The 19,424-nt window shown below is 72.4% G+C and carries 17 protein-coding genes; 4 read left to right on the top strand and 13 right to left on the bottom strand.

The features are described from left to right. Positions 1-3 precede the first annotated feature (3 nt). The 4 genes from KIK05_RS10165 to KIK05_RS10150 are packed head-to-tail and all read right to left on the bottom strand — an operon-like array spanning position 4 to position 3,408. Entirely contained in the window at positions 4-609 is a 606-nt protein-coding gene (locus KIK05_RS10165; RefSeq protein WP_214410350.1) for a response regulator transcription factor, read from the bottom strand. Next, positions 606-1,742 carry a sensor histidine kinase gene (locus tag KIK05_RS48045; RefSeq protein WP_214410349.1) on the bottom strand — a complete coding sequence of 379 codons (1,137 nt, stop codon included), beginning with the start codon at positions 1,740-1,742 and terminating at the stop codon, positions 606-608. The genes KIK05_RS10165 and KIK05_RS48045 overlap by 4 nt, the downstream gene beginning before the upstream one ends. A 41-nt stretch (positions 1,743-1,783) precedes the next feature. Further along, on the bottom strand, positions 1,784-2,509 hold the full coding sequence (locus KIK05_RS10155; protein ID WP_214410348.1) for an ABC transporter permease: 726 nt from the start codon (positions 2,507-2,509) through the stop codon (positions 1,784-1,786). Further along, positions 2,509-3,408: an ABC transporter ATP-binding protein gene (locus KIK05_RS10150; RefSeq protein ID WP_214410347.1), complete on the bottom strand. Its 900-nt coding sequence runs from the start codon at positions 3,406-3,408 to the stop codon at positions 2,509-2,511. The genes KIK05_RS10155 and KIK05_RS10150 overlap by 1 nt, the downstream gene beginning before the upstream one ends. 158 nt (positions 3,409-3,566) lie before the next feature. Between KIK05_RS10150 and KIK05_RS10145 the strand changes: the two genes are divergently transcribed. After that, positions 3,567-4,574 carry a hypothetical protein gene (locus KIK05_RS10145; RefSeq protein ID WP_214410346.1) on the top strand — a complete coding sequence of 336 codons (1,008 nt, stop codon included), beginning with the start codon at positions 3,567-3,569 and terminating at the stop codon, positions 4,572-4,574. 28 nt (positions 4,575-4,602) lie between these two features. On the opposite strand, the gene KIK05_RS10140 is transcribed toward KIK05_RS10145, so the two are convergent. Further along, positions 4,603-5,340, bottom strand: a complete 738-nt coding sequence (locus KIK05_RS10140; RefSeq protein WP_214410345.1) for an alpha/beta fold hydrolase — start codon at positions 5,338-5,340, stop codon at positions 4,603-4,605. Between the two features lie 89 nt (positions 5,341-5,429). Between KIK05_RS10140 and KIK05_RS10135 the strand changes: the two genes are divergently transcribed. Then, positions 5,430-6,392 (top strand): helix-turn-helix transcriptional regulator, encoded by a 963-nt coding sequence (locus KIK05_RS10135; RefSeq protein ID WP_214410344.1) that lies wholly within the window; start codon positions 5,430-5,432, stop codon positions 6,390-6,392. Positions 6,393-6,479: 87 nt separating this feature from the next. On the opposite strand, the gene KIK05_RS10130 is transcribed toward KIK05_RS10135, so the two are convergent. The 3 genes from KIK05_RS10130 to KIK05_RS10120 all read right to left on the bottom strand — a co-directional run bounded on the left by KIK05_RS10130 (position 6,480) and on the right by KIK05_RS10120 (position 11,486). Next, positions 6,480-9,797: a S41 family peptidase gene (locus tag KIK05_RS10130; protein WP_214410343.1), complete on the bottom strand. Its 3,318-nt coding sequence runs from the start codon at positions 9,795-9,797 to the stop codon at positions 6,480-6,482. A gap of 393 nt (positions 9,798-10,190) precedes the next feature. Beyond that, positions 10,191-10,346 (bottom strand): hypothetical protein, encoded by a 156-nt coding sequence (locus KIK05_RS10125; protein ID WP_214410342.1) that lies wholly within the window; start codon positions 10,344-10,346, stop codon positions 10,191-10,193. Positions 10,347-10,442: 96 nt separating this feature from the next. Beyond that, positions 10,443-11,486, bottom strand: coding sequence for an Rv2578c family radical SAM protein (locus KIK05_RS10120; RefSeq protein ID WP_214410341.1), 1,044 nt, complete (start codon positions 11,484-11,486; stop codon positions 10,443-10,445). A 327-nt stretch (positions 11,487-11,813) separates the two neighbouring features. Here KIK05_RS10120 and KIK05_RS10115 point away from each other — a divergent pair, with 327 nt between their 5' ends. Further along, entirely contained in the window at positions 11,814-13,298 is a 1,485-nt protein-coding gene (locus KIK05_RS10115) for an MFS transporter (protein WP_214410340.1), read from the top strand. 100 nt (positions 13,299-13,398) lie between these two features. Here KIK05_RS10115 and KIK05_RS10110 read toward each other — a convergent pair whose 3' ends face one another. From KIK05_RS10110 to KIK05_RS10100, 3 genes are all read right to left on the bottom strand, one after another. After that, on the bottom strand, positions 13,399-14,118 hold the full coding sequence (locus tag KIK05_RS10110; protein ID WP_214410339.1) for a TetR/AcrR family transcriptional regulator: 720 nt from the start codon (positions 14,116-14,118) through the stop codon (positions 13,399-13,401). Positions 14,119-14,143: 25 nt separating this feature from the next. Then, positions 14,144-15,376 carry an FAD-dependent monooxygenase gene (locus KIK05_RS10105; protein WP_214410338.1) on the bottom strand — a complete coding sequence of 411 codons (1,233 nt, stop codon included), beginning with the start codon at positions 15,374-15,376 and terminating at the stop codon, positions 14,144-14,146. A gap of 250 nt (positions 15,377-15,626) precedes the next feature. Beyond that, positions 15,627-16,220 carry a DoxX family protein gene (locus KIK05_RS10100; protein WP_214410337.1) on the bottom strand — a complete coding sequence of 198 codons (594 nt, stop codon included), beginning with the start codon at positions 16,218-16,220 and terminating at the stop codon, positions 15,627-15,629. Between the two features lie 443 nt (positions 16,221-16,663). Here KIK05_RS10100 and KIK05_RS10095 point away from each other — a divergent pair, with 443 nt between their 5' ends. After that, the gene (locus KIK05_RS10095) at positions 16,664-16,942 is read left to right on the top strand and encodes a DUF3040 domain-containing protein (protein ID WP_214410336.1); all 279 of its coding nucleotides are present in this window, start codon (positions 16,664-16,666) and stop codon (positions 16,940-16,942) included. A gap of 65 nt (positions 16,943-17,007) precedes the next feature. Here the strand turns inward: KIK05_RS10095 and KIK05_RS10090 are convergent, their stop codons facing one another. Together KIK05_RS10090 and KIK05_RS10085 are read right to left on the bottom strand one after the other, a co-directional pair. Then, entirely contained in the window at positions 17,008-18,639 is a 1,632-nt protein-coding gene (locus KIK05_RS10090) for a penicillin-binding transpeptidase domain-containing protein (protein ID WP_214410335.1), read from the bottom strand. Between the two features lie 114 nt (positions 18,640-18,753). Next, the gene (locus KIK05_RS10085) at positions 18,754-19,416 is read right to left on the bottom strand and encodes a lysophospholipid acyltransferase family protein (RefSeq protein WP_214410334.1); all 663 of its coding nucleotides are present in this window, start codon (positions 19,414-19,416) and stop codon (positions 18,754-18,756) included. Positions 19,417-19,424 lie beyond the last annotated feature (8 nt).

The raw sequence follows: 19,424 nt of genomic DNA, 5'->3' as shown, positions 1-19,424 counted from the left end.
AGGTCAGAGCCAGCCGTTGTGGCGGGCCAGGGTGGCGGCCTCGATGCGGTTGCGGGTGCCGGTCTTGCCGATGGCCGCCGACAGGTAGTTGCGCACGGTGCTCTCCGACAGGTGGAGGCGGCGGGAGATGTCGGCGATGGTGGAGCCGTCCGCCGCGGCGGCGAGCACGTCGCGCTCGCGGTCGGTGAGCGGGCTCGGACCGGCGCTCAGCGCGGCCGCCGCCAGCGCCGGGTCGATCACCCGCTCACCGGCCAGGATGCGCCGCACCGCCGAGGCCAGATCCTCCACCGGGCCGTCCTTGACCATGAACCCGGAAGCCCCGGCCTCCATGGCCCTGCGCAGGTAGCCGGGCCTGCCGAAGGTGGTGAGGATCAGCACCCGGCAGGAGGGCAGCTTCTCGCGCAGGTCGGCGGCGGCGTCCAGGCCGTTGCGGCCGGGCATCTCGATGTCGAGGAGCGCCACGTCGGGCCGGTGCGCCAGGGCGGCGCCGACGACCTCGTCGCCCGAGGACACCTGGGCGACGACCTCCATGTCGTCCTCGAGGCCGAGCAGCAGCGCCAGGGCCCCGCGCATCATGCCCTGGTCCTCGGCGAGCAGCAGCCGGATCACGCGGCCTCCTGCGGCACGGTCACCCGCAGGCGGAAGCCGCCCGCCGGGAGGTCGGCCACGTCGAGCAGCCCGCCCGTGGCCGTCACCCGCTCGCGCAGCCCTCTCAGCCCGTTGCCCGAAGTCGCCTGGGGGGCGCCGCCCCTGCCGTCGTCACGGATCTCCAGCACCGTGCCATTGTCGCCGACGCTGAGATCTATCTCGCACGTCCGCGCGCCGCTGTGCCGGATCAGGTTCGTCACCCCCTCCCGAACCGCCCAGCCGAGCAGGGCGTCGGCCTCGGGTGCCAGCTCGACGACGGGCATGCGCGTGGTGAGGGAGACCCCCGCGTCGCCGAGCACCGTGCGGGCCGACTCCAGTTCGGAGGTCAGCCCCCGCCCCCGGTACCCGCTGACGGCGGCGCGCACGTCCTTGAGGGCGTCGCGCCCGAGCCGTTCGATGTCGCCGGCCTGCTGCGCGGCGGTCTCGGGCCTGCCGGGCAGCAGCCGGCGCACCGCCTCGGCCTTGACGACCATGACCGAGAGCGTGTGACCGAGCAGGTCGTGCAGGTCGCGGGCGAACCGCAGCCGTTCCTCGGTCACGGCGGTGCGAGCGAGCTCCTCGCGGGTCTCCTTGAGCTCGCCGATCACGTCGAACAGCTGCAGGATGATGGCGGGCACCAGGCCGGCGGTGTACGTCCCCCACCCCTGGCCGATCAGGGCGCCCCAGTCGCCGTCGAGCCACAGCGACACCGCGCACGCGGCGACGGTCACGGCGAGGATGGCGACCGACGCCCTCTTCAGTCCCTTGACCGTCACGCCGGTGGCGATGGCGAGGAGGGTGAACAGCACGCCCCAGCCGTCCCCCAGCGTGATCGTCAGGACCAGGGTGGCGGCGGCGAGCAGCGGCAGCGGCAGCCTCTCGGCCTTCCCGGGGTCGACGAAGGCCAGCCTGACCGTCCACACGTACAGCGCGGCGACGGCGACGACGCCGCCGATCGCCGGCCACAACGACTTGGTGCCCCCGTCGATGGTGCTCCACAGGGGGACGACGAGCATGAAGAGCCAGATCATGAACGGATCGGCGTCCGGGCCCTCGTCGCCGAAGCGTCTTTTCGCCTGCTCGTCCCGGCACCGGCCGGGTGGGGGCGTGCTCACCGCCATAAGGTAACCGGTCTCCGCCATGGCCGTCCCCGGGCTCAGGCCGTCCGGGCGGCGCGGCGGTAGCCGTACACCGCGTACGCCCCGGCGGCGAGCAGCCAGCCGAGCAGGATCAGCGCCGAGCCCGGGGGAGGCGCCTGGCCGAAGGCGACGTGCCAGGACAGGTCGGCGTAGTTGCGGGTGGGTGTCCAGTCCGAGATCGCCTTCAGCCATCCGGGGAAGGTCTCGGCGGGCAGCCACAGCCCTCCGACGACGGCCAGGCCCATGTTGGCGGCCATGTTGGCGATGCCCACCGCCTGCCCGGTGAGCAGGTAGCCGTTGCCGAGCCCGATGAGCGTGAAGGGGATGGTCCCGGCCCACAGCAGGGCGATGATGGAGATCCACTGGGCCGGGTGCAGGGTGACGCCCTTGATCAGGGCGCCCGCGGCGAGCACCGCGACGATGCCGGGGACCACCACGACCATCCCCGTGATGGTCTTGCCGGTGACGATGCTCGCCGGGGCGAGGGGGGTCAGGCGCAGCTGGCGCAGCCACCCGGCGCCGCGGTCCTCGCCGAGCCCGGCGCCGTTGTTGAACGCCGCCCCTACGCCTCCGTAGGCCGCCATGCTGACCATGACGTACAGCGTGGCCTCCTGCCCGCCGCCCTGGGCGAGGCCGAGAGTGGTGAAGATCAGGTACATCACCACCGGCATCGCGATGCCGAAGACGAGGAACGCGACGTCGCGCGTGACGCGCCGCAGTTCGAGGCGGATGTAGCCGAGCATCAGGCGGCGCTGCCTTCCGTGAGGGGGGAGGTGAGGGCGAGGAAGGCGTCCTCCAGGTCGGCGGGGGAGACCTCCAGGTCGTGTACGGCTCCGGCCTCGGCCAGCGCCACGACCGTCGCGTCCGCGTCGGTGCTGCGCAGGTGCGCACGGTCGCCGCGGATCTCGATCTGCGCGACCCCCGGCAGGCCGGCGAGCCAGGACGTGGGACCGGTGACCGTCAGGCTCACCCTGGTCAGGGCGACGGCCTTCTTGATCTCCCGGCTGGTGCCGTCGGCGATCACGCGGCCCCGGTCGATCACCACGATCCGGTCGGCGTGCTCGTCGGCCTCCTCCAGGTAGTGGGTGGAGAACAGGACCGTCCTGCCGCGCGCGGCGAAGCGGCGCATGCTCTGCCAGAACTCGCGTCTGGCCTCGACGTCGAGGGCCGCGGTGGGCTCGTCGAGGATGATCAGGTCGGGGTCTCCGGCGAGGGCGAGGGCGAACCGGACGCGCTGGGCCTGCCCGCCGGAGAGCCTGTCGGCCCGCCGCCCGGCGCGACCGGTGAGCCGCGCGGTGGCCAGCACCCGCTCGACGGGCAGCGGCGTGCCGTAGGTGCCGGCGACGAACGCGATGAGCTCGCCGACGGTCACCCGTGGGATCAGGCCGCCCTCCTGCGGCATCGCGCCCATCCGGCCGGCCCGCACGGCCGCCTCGGGGGCGCCGCCGAAGACCTCGGCCCGGCCGGCGTCGGGGGCGGTGAGGCCGAGGAGCACGCTGATCGTGGTCGACTTGCCGGCGCCGTTCGGGCCGAGGAGGGCGACGGTCTGGCCCTGGGGGATCTCGAGGGTGAGGCCGTCGACGGCCCGCACCGTCCCGAAGCTTTTGACGATCTGTGTGAGGGAGACGGCGTTCGCGTTCATGTCCGTAAAGCTAGGAGGGCGGCCGGGCCCGCGGTAGGAACGCGGATACGGGGTTGGCCAGGACAAATGTCCCATAATTATGATCTACAAAGTAAAGGCGCGGGCTGCTGCGCAGGACGCGGGCCCGCGCGCTGGTGGCGGGTGCGGCCGTCGCCGCGATGGCCGTCCCCGTCGCCCTGGTGGCGCGGGGGGTCGGGGGTGGGGACGTCAGCACCGCCATCGCCACAGCCACCCCCACTCCCACGGCCACCGCGACCACTCCGCCCGAACGCGACATCTACCACCGGGTCATGGAGAACCGCACTCCCTTCGGCGAACGGCTGGTCGTGGAGAACACCGCCCAGCGCCGGCCGATGCTGATGTGGTTCGCCAAGGACGGGAACGGGCGCGCCCTTTTCTGCGCCATCGTCAGGACCAGGGGCGGAGGGGGCAGCGGATCGTGCGAAGGCGCCGGCTCGGATGTGGCCTCCCTGCCGTCGGACGTGATGGTCACCTCGCCGGCCGATCCGTCGTTCCGCTACGGAACCTGCCGGGACGACGTGACGGGCGTGTCGGGGATCACCGCCGACGGTGGCAGGATCCCCGGCCGGGTCCAGCGTCCCGCCGGGGCGCCGCGAGGCATCTGGACCGTGAGCGTGCCCGCCGAGACGAGGGTCACCTCCTTCGAGTTCACCGGCGCCCAGGGCCAGGTGCTGGGCGGTGTGAAGGAGCAGCCGGTGGCGTACCCCGAGGCCGAGGCGCGGCCCGTCGGCGCGGTGGAGCGGATGCCGCACGGCATGACCGCCGGTCTCGTCAACACCCCCGACGAGACGGTGGTCTGGCGGCTGGACGGCGACATGGCCGGCATGCACCTGGTCAGGCCGAAGGACCTGCTGTCCGGCATGGACGGCGGCAAGTCGCCCGTCGAGATGACCGAGAGGGACGGCCACTGGTTCGGCATCGCCGACGCCAGGACGGCCAAGGTCGAGCTGGTCTTCGCCGACCGCTCGACGTCGGCCGCCGTCACCCGGTCCGACCCGTGGAGGATCGGCTTCCGCCTGTTCTCCGGCCTCCACAAACGCTCCGGCGACATCTATCGGGAGGGCTTCGAGGTGGTGGGCTACGACGCGGCGGGCGCCGAGATCTGGCGCGAGCCCCATCCGCGCGAGACGCCGGCGTGGCCGTGACGGGGGCGGCCCGCCACCGCCGTGCCGGTCACAGCGAGGCGAGCAGCCGCGCGGTGTCCTCCGGGCGGGAGAACATCGGCCAGTGGCCGGTCGGCAGCTCGTGCAGCTCCCACTCCGGGCCCGAAAGCACCGCGAAGTAGGGATGCCCCTGCTCGATCAGCTGCCGGACCTGGGCGAGCGGGTAGGAGCAGCTGACCAGCGCCTTCGGCAGCTTGCCGGCGGCCGAGCCGTCGGCAAGGCGCAGGGGCTGGGTCAGCGTGCCGTACGGCTGGGGGGTCATGCGGGCGGCGACGCCGGCCCTGACCTCCTCGTCCAGCCCGGCCGTGCTCGCGCCGAAGCCCTCCTGCTCCTCCCAGGTGATCGGCCCGTACCGCCAGCCGTCCACCAGGTGGGCCTTGACGAACTCCTGGTTCTGCGGCGGGTAGAGGTCCATCTGGGACTGGCCGTCCGCTACCGGCCCGCTGTCGACGTAGACGACCTTGGCGATCCGTTCGGGGACCCGGTGGGCCGCGCCGGTGACCGGCGCCCCGGCGCCGCTGTGCGCGACGAGGATCACCTCGTGCAGGTCCTGGTGGAGCAGTGTGTTGACGATGTCGTCGATGTGGGTCTCCAGGTCGGTCTCCGGGGTCGCCAGGTGCACGCGGTCGGCGAGGCCGGTCAGCGTCAGCGGGTGGACCTCGTGCCCGGCCGCGCGCAGCGGGCGGGTGACGCCCTCCCAGGCCCAGGCGCCCAGCCAGAAACCCGGAACGAGGACGAAGGTGCTCATGGATCGTCTCCTTGTGTGGTGGTGTGCCGTCGGGAACGACCGTAGGGTGGAATCCGGGCAGAACCGGTCCGGATTAAAAGGGGAATCTCATGCCGCATCCGGTGACGCGGGTGCTCGCCCTGCTGGAGCTCCTGCAGGCGCATCCCGGGGTGACAGGCGCGGAGCTGGCGCGACGTCTGGGGGTGGACGAGCGCACCGTGCGCAGGTACGCCCTGCGCCTGGCCGAGCTGGGGGTCCCCGTGGAGGCCGAGCGGGGCCGCTACGGCGGGTACCGGCTGCTGCCCGGGTTCAAGCTCCCGCCGCTGATGTTCACCGAGGACGAGGCGGCGGCCGTCGTGCTCGGGCTGCTCGCCGGCCGCCGTACCGGCCTCGCGGTGGGGGAGAGCGCCACCGCGAGCGCCCTGGCCAAGATCCAGCGGGTGCTGCCCGCAGGGCTGCGGGAGCGCGTGGCGGCCGTCGGCGACACGGTCGGGCACACCGGCCGGCCGGCGCGCACGCCGAGCCCGGCGGCGGACACGCTGCTCACCCTGGCCTCCGCCGCCCGCCGCCGCCGGAGGGTACGGCTGCGCTACCGCTCCTGGCGAGGGGAGGACACCGAGCGTGACCTGGATCCCTACGGCCTGGTCTTCCACTCGGGCCGCTGGTACGTCACCGGGTTCGACCGGCTGAGGGAGCAGGTCCGCACCTTCCGCCTGGACCGCGTCGCCGCCGCCCGGGCGCTCGATGAGACGTTCCCCGACCCGGGGGAGTTCGACCCGGTGGCCCAGGTGATGGGCTCGCTGGCGTCGGTGCCCTACCGGCACGAGGTGCGGGTGCTGCTGGAGACGACCATGGAGGAGGCGGGGCGCAGGCTGCCGCCGTCGGTCGTGACGCTGACCGAGACCGACGGCGGCGTGCTGGTGACCGGGCGGGCCGAGCGGCTGGAGGGCATGGCGGTGATGCTCGCCGGTCTCGGCTGGCCGTTCACCGTCCTGGCCCCCGACGCCCTGAAGGACGAGGTCGCCGCCCTCGCCGCCCGCCTGGCCTCCTACGCGGCCCGCTCGGGCGCCTGATCCTGCTCATGTCCCCGGCCGCACTCGACCCGGCCGGGGCCGGTCCTCGCCGGAGAGGTGGACGCGATGGTGCCCCCGAACGAGCCGTCAGGCGCGCGGCGGCAGGGGCGGGAGCGGGCCGAGGCGTGGCCGGTCGGCCGGGTCCGGGGTGTGCGACGGCTGCTGCGCCAGCCGCTCCAGCGCCAGGTCGATCGCCCGCTCCAGCTGGGTGTCGACCCCGCGGGCGTAGTCCTGCGGGGTGATGTCGACCTCGATGTCCGGGTCGGTGCCGTAGTTCTCCACCCGCCACCCCACGTCGTCGAAGGCGAAGGAGAACTCGGGCTGGGTGGTGACCGTGCCGTCGGCCAGCCGGTGGCGCGGCCAGATGCCGATCACCCCGCCCCACGTCCGCTTGCCGATCAGCGGCCCGAGGCCGAGGAGCTTGAAGGTGTGGCTGAAGATGTCGCCGTCGGACCCCGCCCACTCGTTGGTGATCGCCACCATCGGGCCGCGCGGCGACTCCGCCGGATACGGCTCCGGCACCCCCCAGCGCGGGTAGTCGTACCCCAGCCGCCGCCGGGAGAGCTTCTGCAGCAGCAGCCCCGAGACGTGGCCGCCGCCGTTGAAGCGGACGTCGACGACCAGGCCCTCGCGATCGTACTCGGCCAGGAAGCCGCGGTGGAACTCGGCGTAGCCGTCGGGGCCCATGTCGGGGATGTGCAGGTAGCCGACCCGGCCGCCGGTGCGCTCGTGGGTGCGGGCGCGGTTGGCCTCCACCCAGTCGCGGTACCGGGCGGGCTGCTCGTCGGAGATCGCCTTGACGGTGATCGTCCTGGTCGGCCCGTCGCCGCGCCTGATCGTCAGCTCGACCTCCTGGCCCGCCTGGTTGACCAGCAGCCTCTCGGGGCCCGTGGTCGTGGCGGCCGGCTGGCCGTTCACCGCGACCACCGCGTCGCCGGGCCGGACGTCGAGCCCGGGGCGGTTGAGGGGAGAGGTGGCCTCGGGGTCCCACGGGTCGCCGCCGATCACCCGTGCGATCGTGTGGACGCCGTCGGCGTAGGACCAGTCGACGCCGAGCTTGCCCTGCCAGTAGTGCGGGCTGCTGCGGTACTCGCCGCCGCTCTCATAGGCGTGGGAGGTGCCGAGCTCGCCCTGGAGCTCCCACAGCAGGTCGGAGAACTCGCCGCGGGTGCCCACCTTGCCGACCAGGGGGAGGTAGCGCTCGTACACCCCGTCCCAGTCGATGCCGGCCATGTCCTGCACCCAGAAGTTCTCGCGCTGGAGCCGCCAGGCCTCGCGGAACATCTGGCGCCACTCGGCGTCCGGCCGCACCGAGACCTTGATCCGGTCGAGGTCGATCCACCCGGCGCTCCGGTTGGTGCCGTCGTCGTCGGGCGCCGAGTCGCCGGCCTTGATGACGCGCAGCCTGTGGCGGGAGCGGTAGAGCAGGGTGGCGCCGTCGCGCCCCAGCCAGAAGTCGGCGACGTCGGAGGCCAGCGTCTCGAGCTTCTGCTTGGTGAGGTCGTAGGCCTTCAGCGTGCCCAGGTCGGGCTCGGCGAACTCGTCGCCGCGGCTTCCCTCGACGGGGAAGGCGGTGAACAGCACCTTGTCCTTCAGGCCGGCGAGGCGGTGGTAGCGGCCCTCGGCGACGGGGAAGGCGACGACGCGCCGCTCGATGCCCTCGAAGTCGATCGTCAGCCCCGTCTTCTTCTTCTCCTCCTGGGCCTTGGCGGCCTCCGCCGCGCCTTCGGCGGGGGTGTCCGCCCCGGCCTCGCCGGCCTCGCCGGGCTCGCCGTCCTCGACCTCGACCTCGACCTCGGCCTCGGAGGAGCTCGAGGGGCCCTTGGCGGAGTGGTCGTCGCCGGACAGCGGCTTGGGCTCGGGCACGAACGGCGAGCCGACGTCGGCGCGCAGGGCGACCGCGTACGGCCGGGTGCCGAGCGGGAACCCGAGGTCGAACTGCAGGGAGTCGTAGACGGGATTGAACACGCGCTGCCCGACGAAGTAGAGGTACCTGCCCTCGGGGTCGAAGGCGGGCGCGAAGTCGCGCAGCACCGGGCGGGTCACCTGGTGGGCGCGCCCGCCGGCGATCTCATAGACCTTGATCGCGGTGATCTGCGCGGTGCCGGGGAAGGCGTAGGCGATCCAGTCGCCGTCCTTGGACCAGGCGACGTCGTCGATGCGGCCGAACCTGCTGCTGTCGGCGACGGTGAGGGTGGCCTCGCCGGTCTCCTCCGAGGGCAGGTCGACGAGGATCAGCTCGTTGCGGTGGTTGCACACCGCCACCTTGTCGGCCGAGGGGGACACCGACAGTGAGATCGCGCGGCCGATGTCCAGACCGGACAGGCGTGCCGGGGCGGCGGAGCCGTCGGCCGTGAGGATCACCAGTACCTCGCGGTCACCGTCGTCGCTGGCCGCGGCCACCAGCCGCTTGCCGTCGTTCAGCCAGGTCAGGAAGCGGTAGCGGACGCCGTCCGGCTCGCCGTGCTGGCGGACCGGGCCCTCCCAGCCGCCCATGGAGTACGCCTTGCCGCGGGTGGTGATCGCCAGGCCGCTGCCGTCGGGGTTGAGCGTGGCGGTGTCGAGGTAGCGGGCGGCGGAGACGAAGCGCCGGTTGCGCTGGGTGGGGGAGGTGCCGAGCCGCACGTCGAGGCGGCGCGGCTCGCCGGCGGCGGGGTCGAGCAGGTAGAGCTCGGCCGCCGCGTGGTACACCAGGCGCTCGCCGTCGGAGGACAGGTTGCGGGCGTAGTAGTCGGTGTGGTCGGTGTGCCGCCGCAGGTCCTCGCCGGTGGGGGTGCAGGAGTAGACGTTGCCGACGCCCTCGTGGTCGGACAGGAAGTAGACGCGCGATCCCACCCAGCAGGGCGAGGCGAGGTTGCCGGCCAGGGAGATCAGGCGGGTGAACTCGCCGTCGCCCTCCCGGTCGACCCACAGGTCGCCCACGGTGCCGCCGCGGTAGCGCTTCCAGCGGGCGGGGTCGGCGGTGTTGCGGCCGAGCACCTTCGCGCCGCCGGGGCCGTAGGAGATGGTGTTGGCCGGCCCGTACGGCAGGCGCTGGGAGACACCGCCGGGCTCGAGGCGGTGGAGCCACTTGTAGCGGCCGAACGGCTGGCCCTCGTCGCTGGCGTAGACGATCCCGCCGGCGGGGTCCCAGGCGGTGACCGTGCAGGACGCCCCGTGGTAGGTCATCCGCTCGGCGGGGCCGCCGTCGGCCGGCATGACGTACACCTCGTCGGGGCCCTCCTCCCGGCCGACGAACGCGAGGGTGGTGCCGTCGGGGGAGAAGCGGGGGTAGGCGGCCTCCGCGACCCCGGCGGTCAGGCGGAAGGCCCGGCCTCCTTCGGCCGGCACCATCCAGAGGTCGTCCTCTGCGGTGAAGACGATGGTGTCGCTGAAGATCGCGGGAAAGCGGAGGTATGCGGACATCGGTCCTCGCGTTCGGGGGGACGGGGGTTCCCCTCGACGCGGCGAGGGGGACTGCTGGTCGTACAGGTATGGGAGCTCTGGTGGCAATGGTCGGGGCTTGTCCGTCGCCTACCTTAAGCGAGGTGACCGGCGGGCCGCTGCGTCCCGGGGCGGAAAGATGATCAGAGCGCGCCGGGGTGACCGGGGCGGGCGGCATGGGTCGGCGGGACACGCGGCCGGGGAGGCGGTCCGGCGTCGCTTCGGCGGGGCACGCGGCCCGGTGGGCTGCGCGTGCCCCGCCGTACGGTTCGGCCGGACCGCGGTGGGGGCGGGCTCAGCCGGGCCGCGAATCGGGTGCGGCTCGGGCGGGCGGTGGTGCGGTACGGTTCACGGCAACCGTGGTCAGGTGAGCCGTTACTCGGCCTGCTCCTGCGTTGTGCGCTGCTTGTCCTGGTCGTCGTGTTTATTCTGTTTTATCTCGCGCGTGGCCTTGATGGCCGCCTTCTTGGCCTTCCCCGTGGCCTTGCTGGACTTCTTTCCGTTCCCCGCCATGATTTCCCCCGATCTCATGGGTCTACCATTGCTGATAATGCGCCATATAGGTCGCATCATCGGCTTTAAATACCCATCATCGGCCTCAATCACCCATATCGGCCTTTGTCGCCTTCAAAGCAGCGTGAGTTGCTCCGGGCCCGCCGCGGACGTGGGCGTCGCAGGGAGTGCCGGGGGACGGACGCGGCGGGCCGCCGCGGCGGAGGAGCGGCCCACGCCGTGGCGCCGGGCCAGGTCGGCGACCTGCTGCTGGACGCGCGCCTGGTACGCCTTCGGCGCGTAGGCCCCACGGCCGTACATCTCCAGGTAGCGGGGCACCAGGCGCGGATGCTCGCGGCTCAGCCAGCCGAGGAACCACTCGCGGGCGCCGGGACGCAGGTGGAGCACGATCGGCACGATGTGGGTGGCGCCGGCCTCGGCGATCGCCGCCACCGTGCGCGCCAGCGCCTGCGGCGAATCGGTGAGATAGGGCAGGATCGGCGCCATCAGCACTCCGCACGGCAGACCGTGGGAGGTGAGCGCGGCGCACACCTCCAGGCGCTTGCCCGGCCGGGGTGTGCCGGGCTCGACCGCCCGCCACACCTCGTCGTCGACGAAGCCGATCGACAGCGCCGTGCCGACCTCGGTCACCTCGGCGGCCTGCGTCAGCAGGTCGAGGTCGCGCAGGATGAGCGAGCCCTTGGTGAGGATCGAGAAAGGGTTGCGGGCGTCGCGCAGCGCGGTCAGGATGCCGCGCATCAGCCGGTAACGCCCCTCGGCGCGCTGGTAGCAGTCGACGTTGGTGCCCATGGCGATGGGATGGCCGCCCCACCGCGGCGCCGCCAGCTCCTTGCGCACCAGCTCGGGGGCGTTCACCTTGACCACGACCTTGGAGTCGAAGTCGTGCCCCGAATCGAGGTCGAGGTATTCGTGGGTCTTGCGGGCGAAGCAATAGGTGCACGAATGCGAGCAGCCGCGATAGGGATTGATCGTCCACTGGAACGGCACGTGACTGCCGGCCGGCACCCGGTTGATGACCGACCGGGCGTGGATCTCGTAGAACGTCATGCCCCGGAACTCCGGGGTGTCGAACGTGCGCGCCACCGCGCCGCGCGCGAACAGCGGCGCCGCCACGGCGGCCTGGCCGGTGTCGGCCAGGCGCAGGTTGTCCCAGCGCATGCCCGCAATTAGAACAGAAGTTCGATGCAGATCGCAAACCCCGCCGTGCCCGCCACCCATGATCTCGACCTGCTGAACGAGCTGCGGCGGCACGTGCGGCGGGACTCCGGCGCATACGAGGTCGGGATGCTGCCGGGTCGTCCATACGGCCGCACAGCTGTGACCCTTTCCCGCCTTCCGCCGTCGCCATCACCCTGATGACGCCTCGCCCGGCCGCCGGCCCGCACGCCGTGACTCCGTCACGCGCCCACTTGCTTGTGTCACTCAATTTAGTCACATAAGGTAGCGGCGAGGTCCCAGCCGGATCACGACGTGAAGGAGTCCTCCATGAATGAGACGGCCGCGGACCGGCCGGGTCGTACTCCCCGGTCGCTGCGGGAGGCGTGGGTCGCGCTGGCGGGGCTGTCGGCGGTGTTCCTCTTCGAGATGCTGGACAACTCGATCCTGAACGTCGCCCTGCCCGTGATCGGGCGCGAGCTGCACGCCTCGACGACCGCGTTGCAGTGGGTGACGGGCGCCTACGCGGTCGTGTTCGGCGGGTTGATGCTGGCGTTCGGCGCGATCGCCGACCGGTTCGGCCGGCGGCGGATCATGCTGATCGGGCTGGTCCTGCTCGGACTGGCGAGCCTGGCGACCGCCCTGGTCGCCACCGCCGGGCAGCTGATCGCCGTCCGGGCGGCGATGGGGGCCGCCGCGGCGATGACGACCCCGGGATCGATGGCGCTGGCGTTCCGGCTGTTCGACGAGGACGGCCCGCGCCTGCGCGCGCTGACCCTCATCTCGACCGTCGGCCTGGTCGGGCTCGCGATCGGCCCGACGGCGGGCGGCCTGGTGCTGGCGATCGTGCCCTGGCAGGTCCTGCTGCTGGTGAACGTGCCGGTCGCCGTGCTCGCGTTCCTCGGCGTGCGCTCCGGCATCGCCGCCGACGACCCGGCCGGCCTCCACCGCGACACCCTCGACGTCCCCGGGATGCTGCTGGGCACGGCGGCGATCGTGTTCGCGCTCCTCGCGCCGACGCTGTTCGTGGACGAGGGCGCCGGCTCCTGGGCGCCCTGGGCGGCCACCGCCGCGGCCGCCGTGACGGCGATCGGCTTCGTCCTGCGCGAGCGCCTGACCCGCCATCCGCTGCTCGACCTGAGACTCCTCGCCCTTCCCCTGGTTTCCAGCGGCCTGGCCTACAAGGCCGCCGCCGGGCTGGCGACCGCCGGACTCGGTTACATGGTGACGCTGCAGCTGCAGCTCGACTGGGGCTGGACGCCCGCACTGGCCGCCATCGGGATGCTGCCGCAGGTCGTCGTCCTCGTCGCGGGCAGCGCGATCGTCGACCCGTTCGTGCGGCGCGCCGGCCTGGACCGGGCCGCCTGGATCAGCGCCGCGGCGGTCGTGTCCGGCCTCGCCGTCTATGGCCTGCTCGGCCGGTTCGGCTACCCGTGGGTCGCGATCGCGCTCGTCCTCGTGGCGGCCGGGATGCGCGTGGTCGGCGTCGTCGCCGGGCTCAACGTGGTCCGCGGCCTGCCCGCGAACCGGACCACGATCGGCACCGCGCTCGTCGACACCGCCACCGAGGTCACCTCCGGCGCCGGCATCGCCATCACCGGAACGATCCTCGCCGCCCTGTTCACCGGGGACATCGCCACCTCACAGTGGAGCCCGCGGCAGACCGGCGAGTTCCACCGCGCCGTCACCATCGCGGGCCTCAGCCTCACCATCGTCGCGGCGGCCCTCGTCGGCTGGGGGATCGCCCGCGCCCGGTACGCCGCCGGCGACCGGGCGGCCGTTCCCGTCGGCGACACCGTCCCCCAGGACGCCTGACACCCTCCGCCGCGCGGCCGCGCCGTCACCGCCGGCGAAGTCCCTCCGCCCCTGGCCACCCCGCCCAGTTCGCCGCGACCACCGAGGGAGCGTGCCGGGGTCACTGTTGGAGGGTCTGGCTGCGGTCGATGATCGCCAGAACGGCGTCCCTGGTCCGGCGGAAGACGGCGACGGTGTCACCGGCGGCCGCGGTGACGGCCTGCTCGGCGGGGGCGACCGCGGGTTCGAGCAGCAGGGCCACGGTGTCGGCGAGGACGTCGCCGGGGTCGCCGGCGCTGTGCGGCGCGGAGTCCGGGACGGACATGGCGGCGCCGAAGCCGACGAGCACGGCGTGCATGGCGTAGGACTGATCGGCCAGCGGGCGGTCCTGGCGGATCAGGCCGTGCCGGCGCAGGATCGGCATCACCGCCTCGCACATGGCGCTGGGCTGGGTGCGGTCGAACAGGTCGCGGTCGCCGGCCTGCTCGGTGAGCAGCCGCAGCAGTTCGGCGTCCTTGACGGTGAGGCGGCGTGCCAGCGGGGAGCGCAGCCCGGTGCGGATCAGCAGCGGGGCCAGGTGGCGCGGCCGTACGGCGGCGGGGTCGGCGGTGATGCGGGCGATGACCTCCTCCAGGAAGGCCAGCAGTTCGCGGGCGAACAGGCCGAGGATGAGGTCCTCCTTGGTGGGCCAGTACAGGTAGACGGTGCCCTTGCCGACCCCGGCCGCCGCGGCGATCTCGCTGACGGTGACCTTGCGTACGCCGTGGTCGGACACCAGCGCGCGTGTGCTGTCCAGGATGCGGGCGGCTTTGTGCGAGTGGTGTTCGACCAGTTGGCTCACCGTGCTGTCCTCCGTTTTCGTGCTGTCAGGACGTCCGGGCCGGAAGGGCGGCGACGTCGATGTTCTTGGCCCGCATGTCCTTGCCGTTGAACATTCTCCTGCCCATCGCCTTGCCGACGCCCGGCATCCGCATCAGGCGCATCATCCCCGCCCGCAGGAGATACTCCTTGCGGTCGTGCGGGGTGAAGATGCGGCGCCCGGGCAGGGCGCTGTCCTGCTGCAGGTGGATGAACGGCCTCATGCGGGCCTCCCAGGCCCGTAGCGCGCCGGGCAGGTCGCCGGGGTGGCGCTGCAGCATGGTGCCCAGCAGTTCGCCCCCGGCCATGCCGCTGGAGGCGCCCATGCCCGCGTACAGGGTGACGCACCAGGCGGAGTCGCCGATCAGAACGACCCGGCCGCGGTGCCAGCGCGGCATCCTGACCTGCTGCACCGAATCGAACAGCGCGTCGGGTGCCTGCTCGTAGCGCGTCAGCAGCCCTTCCAGCAGGGGGCCGGTGGGTTCGGGGCCGAAGGCGGCCCGGATGGACTCGATCGGCGGGCGGCGGAACTCGGCGTCGATGTCGCCGGTGCGGTAGGAGAACAGCAGGCTCGGGGCGTGATCGGCGAACGGGAAGGCCCACACCGAACGGCCCGGCTCCGCCAGGACCAGGCCTTCGTGCAGGCCGAAGCCGTCGACCGGGCCGTCCAGCACGGTGGCGCCGATCATGTAGTTCAGCGGGTGCAGGTATTCCTCGGGGCCGAAGACGAGCCTGCGCACCGTGGAGCGCATCCCGTCGGCGCCCACGACCAGGTCGAACCGCTCGGTGACGGTGGTGCCGGCGGCCGTGTCGTGCAGCGTCACCTCCGCCGCGGTGTCGTCCTGCGCGATGTGGGTGGGGACGGTGGAGTAGCGGATCTCCACATCGTCCGGCAGCGCCGCGAACAACCCCCGCTCGACATCGCCGCGCAGCAGCGGCCGGGGGCCCGCGGCCATGGCGAAGGGGTTCATGCCGGGACGGCGGCGCCCCGCGCGGTCCACCTCGTAGCTGGTGACATGGGGGCCGCTGCGGTCGCCGATGGCCTCCAGCACGCCCAGCCGCCGGGCCGAGGCGATGCCGGCGCCGAACAGGACGATGAAATACCCGCTGGAGCGGCGCGCGGGCGCGCGTTCCACCACCACCGGTTCCCAGCCGACCTGGCGCAGCCGCAACGCGGTGGCGATGCCGGCGATGCCCAGCCCGACCACCAGGGCGCGGCCACGCCCCGTTGTTCTTTCCATGACGTCTCCCTTCCTGTGCTGCCGCAGCGAACCTATCAAACGAACTGACCAAATTGGTTCTGTTGGTCAGTTCGTTAGAGAGTGGGCCGGGCAAGGGCATGAGGGGTGTGACGCTGCCGTGTTCCCCTACGACCAGATCCCGGCCGGTTCGGGTGGCGGCGGTCCGGCGCGAGGGACCGCGCCCGGACGACGGCGCCGAGCCGGAGCAGGGTGGGAACGGCCGCAGGGCGATCGGCCGGCGCTCAGCCGATCAGAACTGGACGTTGGTCATCGTGTACCAGGTCGGAGCGAACACCAGCAGGACCAGTGCGCCGAGGACCGCGAGCGACTTGAGTACGCGGGAGGTGGTGAGGGTCGCGGGTGCGACGGGCCTCAGCCTCCCCCGCCCGACGGCGATGAACGCCCCGAGGCCTCCCAGCAGGAGATTCGCGGGCACCAGTTCGTATTCGCCGCGCATGATGTGGAAACCGGCCGCGAGGATCATCGTCAGCGTCAGGCCGGCGGCGGCGAGCGGCGTCAGCTTCGGCCTGACGCCCGTCATCGCCGGCAGGATCACGCCGACGCCGCCGAGCACCTCACAGACCCCGATGAAGACGATCAGGGGTTGCGGCACCGCGGCGTACCAGGCCACGGCCCGGGGTGCCGCCGCGTACAGAGCATCGTCGTACAGCAGCACTTTGCCGAAGCCGCTGCCGGCGAAGAAGAAGCCGAACAGCGCTTGAAGTGACCAAAGCGCGCCGTTGAGCCTGAACCTCGTCCGGCGCGCCCTGGGCCGCTGCTCGACGGGCTCGACGGGCTCGACGGGCTCGACGACGAGGACGTTCTCGCTGACGTGTCGGTTCATGTCGTGTGACTACCTTTCTTGCCGGGCTGGGGAGTTCGCGGGTTCTCCACCCCACGGCAGGGCGCCGGCGGGCTTGAGGATCGCGTAAGGGGTCGTGCGAATGAGATCACCCTACGAAGGGCTCCGGGACCGGCGCTTCTTCGTTCCTGACCGGCTCGGGCCTGCCGGCTCCCCGGTCGGCCGCCGGGCGCCACGGAACGACACCTTCGGGGCTGATCGCACGGACCCGGGTGGGGGCCGACAGGGCAGGAGGAAAGGCCCGCTTGGGCCATACCGCTCCGACCTGGGGAAACTCTCACGATCCCGGACGTTTTGCGGGACCTTGACCGGCTCGTGCGCACCGTCTTGAAACCGACGGCAAAAACCGGCCCAGGAAACGGCTAAAGATCTTCGAGTTGGGGGAGGATCGTCGTCACACCGCTTGCGCTGCCGGGAGGTTGGGCATGGCCTGGTCGCAGGACGAGGAGCGAATGCTTGCGCAGATCGAGAGTTACCTCGCCGACGAGGATCCGCGACTCGCCGCCCGGCTCGAGTCGTTCAACGAGCGTCTGCAGCGCAAGGAGACCGGCCGGCGCAGGCGTGCCGCCCGCGCGGGCCGCCTGCGGCGCCGTCCCAGCAGGTCCACGGTCATCATCCTGGTGAGCTGGCTGCTGATCGCCACTCTCATCACGACCCTGCTGATCATGGTCTTCCGCAACGACGCGGCGGCCCTGCCCATGTGAGCCGCCGGCCGGCGACGTGCGTCCCCCGGATCCCCCGTACGCTCCCGCCGCCGTCGCGGCGTCGGCTAGCCGACGCCGCGCAGGAAACGGGCCGCGGCCGGGGCGGCCACCTCGCCGCCCGCGCCACCCGCCTCGACCACCACGGCGAAGGCCACGTCGCCGCGGAACCCGATGAACCAGGCGTGCGTGTCGAGCTTGGGGCCGGTGCCGAACTGCGCGGTGCCCGTCTTGCCGGCGGTGCCCTTGGGCAGCCCGGCCCTCTTGGCCGTGCCCTTGGTCACCACGGCCGCCATCATCGTGCGCAGGCCCTGCGCGACCGTCCCGGGCAGCTGCTGGGGCTGGGCCTTCTGCTTGATCGAGGTGACCAGGGTCGGCGGGCGCCAGGTGCCGTCGGCCACCGCGGCCGCGACACTCGCCATCACCAGGGGGCTGGCGGTGATGCGGGCCTGGCCGAAGGACTCGGCCGCGAGCTCGGCGTCGCTGGTGGCCTTCGGCATGCTGCCCCTGGGCACCGGCACGCCGATGTTGAGCGGCTGGTTGAAGCCCATCTTGGTGGCGATGTCGTACAGCTTGGCGGCGCTGAGGTGCTGGGCGGCCAGGGGGGCGAAGGTCGTGTTGCAGGAGTGGGCGAAGGAGTCGAGGAACGTCAGCGACCCGAACGCCTCGTGGTCGGAGTTGCGGATCGGCAGCCCCCCGACGTTGGCGCTCTTGGGGCAGGTGACCTTCTGCTCGGGGGTGAGCCCCTCGGCGAGCAGCCCGGCCGCGGTGATCACCTTGAACGTCGACCCCGGAGGGTAGCCGCCCTCCAGTGCCCGGTTGAACCCGCCGCGGTTGTTGACCACTGCGAGGATCTCGCCGGTGGAGGGCCGGATCGCGACCAGCGAGGCCGGCTTGTCGAGCTTGCGCACGCCTTCGACGGCGGCCTTCTGGGCCCGCGGGTCGAGGCTGATGCGCACGGGGGTGCCGGGAAAGCCCTCGATGCTCTTGAGCGTCCTGACGGCCTTCTTGGCGCCGTCGGTGACCACGATCTCGGTGGTCGGGACGCCGGCCAGCTGCTTCTGGAACGTCTGCTGCAGCCCGGCCTTGCCGATCACGTCGCCCGTCTTGTAGGGCGCGCCCAGCCTGGCGGCGTCCTTGGCGCTCGCCTTGTCGAGGTAGCCGACCAGCTGCTGGACCGAGCCGCCCACGTCGCCCTGGTCGACGCGGGACCCGCCGGCGTCCTCGATCGCGGCCCGCTGCGGCCAGGTGCTCTTCAGCGCCAGGTGCGTGGAGCCGTCCAGCGCGGGGTGGACGGCCTGCGGGGTCCAGGCGACCTTCCAGTGGCGGTCCTTGACCACCAGGTCGAACGACCCGGTGTAGGTCCAGGCGCCGAGGTCGGCCAGCGACAGCGTGGCGGTGTAGGACGCCTTGGCGCGCTCGTTCCCGGCGTCGGTGACCTCGCCGAGCTTCACGCTGGTCTTCTGGACGCTGAGGTTCTTGGCGAGCTCGGCGTAGGCTGCGTCGAACCCGGCCGCCGGGGCGGCGAGGTCGGCCCGCATGGCGGCGCGGTCGCCGCGCGCCCAGGCCTCGGCGAAGTGGCCGGCGGTCTCCCGCGCGCTGCCCCTGGTGTGCAGGACGTAGTAGGCGCCCCCGGCGGCGGCCCCCACCGCCAGCACGGTGGCGACGGACGTGATCGCGATGATACGGCCGCGCGGCACGCGTTACCCCCGGTGTCTCGACGTCGCTCGGCCACGAGCCTAGCGCGGCCCGCGGCGGAGGTGGCCGCTTTGCGGGACTCCGGACCTGCCCTTGGCGGTGTCCGGGACCTGGGGTCAGGCGGCCTTCTGGCCGCGTTCCTTGACGCTCGTGGCGTACGCCGGGACGTACTCCTGGCCCGAGAGCCGCTGTATGGCCTTCATCACCTCGTCGGTGACCGCCCGGCGGTCCTTGGCCTTGGCGGGGTCGCCGGTGAAGGTCATCGGCTCGCCGATGCGCACGCCGATCTTGGCGATCCTCGGCACCGAGGCGCCGGGCGGCAGCACGCGGTCGGTGTTGACCATCGCGACCGGGATCACCGGCGCGCCCGTCGTCAGCGCGAGCCAGGCGACGCCGATCTTGCCGCGGTACAGCCGGCCGTCGGGGGAGCGGGTGCCCTCGGGGTAGATGCCGAACAGTTCGCCGTTCTTCAGCACCTGCACGGCCCCGTCGAGCATCGTCTGCGCGGCGGCGGCGCTCTCGCGGTCGATCGCCATCTGCCCGGTGCCGCGCATGAACATGGCCATCAGCCGGTTGCCGGTGAAGTACTCGGCCTTGGCGACGAAGGTGACGTGCCTGGGGAGCATCAGCGGCAGGAAGACCGAGTCGAGGACGGACAGGTGGTTGGAGGCGAGGATGCCCGCGCCCGCCGCCGGGACGTTGGACGCGCCCGTCACCTGAGGGCGCCACAGCAGCCGCAGGAACGGGCTGCTGACGATCTTCGTGATGCGATACAGCACGGACTCTC

The sequence above is a fragment of the Sphaerisporangium fuscum genome (assembly GCF_018531465.1).
Taxonomy (GTDB): Bacteria; Actinomycetota; Actinomycetes; order Streptosporangiales; family Streptosporangiaceae; genus Sphaerisporangium; species Sphaerisporangium fuscum.
The sequence above is the reverse complement of the archived record's forward strand: the minus strand, read 5'-3'. Positions and strand labels throughout refer to the sequence as shown.

What these genes read in the sequence shown, in the direction of transcription:
- KIK05_RS10145 (WP_214410346.1), top strand. Translation starts at nt 3,567, where the DNA reads ATGGCCGTCCCCGTCGCCCTGGTGGCGCGGGGGGTCGGGGGTGGGGAC.
- KIK05_RS10155 (WP_214410348.1), bottom strand. Translation starts at nt 2,509, where the DNA reads ATGCTCGGCTACATCCGCCTCGAACTGCGGCGCGTCACGCGCGACGTC.
- KIK05_RS10120 (WP_214410341.1), bottom strand. Translation starts at nt 11,486, where the DNA reads ATGCGCTGGGACAACCTGCGCCTGGCCGACACCGGCCAGGCCGCCGTG.
- KIK05_RS10135 (WP_214410344.1), top strand. Translation starts at nt 5,430, where the DNA reads ATGCCGCATCCGGTGACGCGGGTGCTCGCCCTGCTGGAGCTCCTGCAG.
- KIK05_RS10100 (WP_214410337.1), bottom strand. Translation starts at nt 16,220, where the DNA reads ATGAACCGACACGTCAGCGAGAACGTCCTCGTCGTCGAGCCCGTCGAG.
- KIK05_RS10105 (WP_214410338.1), bottom strand. Translation starts at nt 15,376, where the DNA reads ATGGAAAGAACAACGGGGCGTGGCCGCGCCCTGGTGGTCGGGCTGGGC.
- KIK05_RS10130 (WP_214410343.1), bottom strand. Translation starts at nt 9,797, where the DNA reads ATGTCCGCATACCTCCGCTTTCCCGCGATCTTCAGCGACACCATCGTC.
- KIK05_RS10095 (WP_214410336.1), top strand. Translation starts at nt 16,664, where the DNA reads ATGGCCTGGTCGCAGGACGAGGAGCGAATGCTTGCGCAGATCGAGAGT.
- KIK05_RS10125 (WP_214410342.1), bottom strand. Translation starts at nt 10,346, where the DNA reads ATGAGATCGGGGGAAATCATGGCGGGGAACGGAAAGAAGTCCAGCAAG.
- KIK05_RS10115 (WP_214410340.1), top strand. Translation starts at nt 11,814, where the DNA reads ATGAATGAGACGGCCGCGGACCGGCCGGGTCGTACTCCCCGGTCGCTG.
- KIK05_RS10140 (WP_214410345.1), bottom strand. Translation starts at nt 5,340, where the DNA reads ATGAGCACCTTCGTCCTCGTTCCGGGTTTCTGGCTGGGCGCCTGGGCC.
- KIK05_RS10150 (WP_214410347.1), bottom strand. Translation starts at nt 3,408, where the DNA reads ATGAACGCGAACGCCGTCTCCCTCACACAGATCGTCAAAAGCTTCGGG.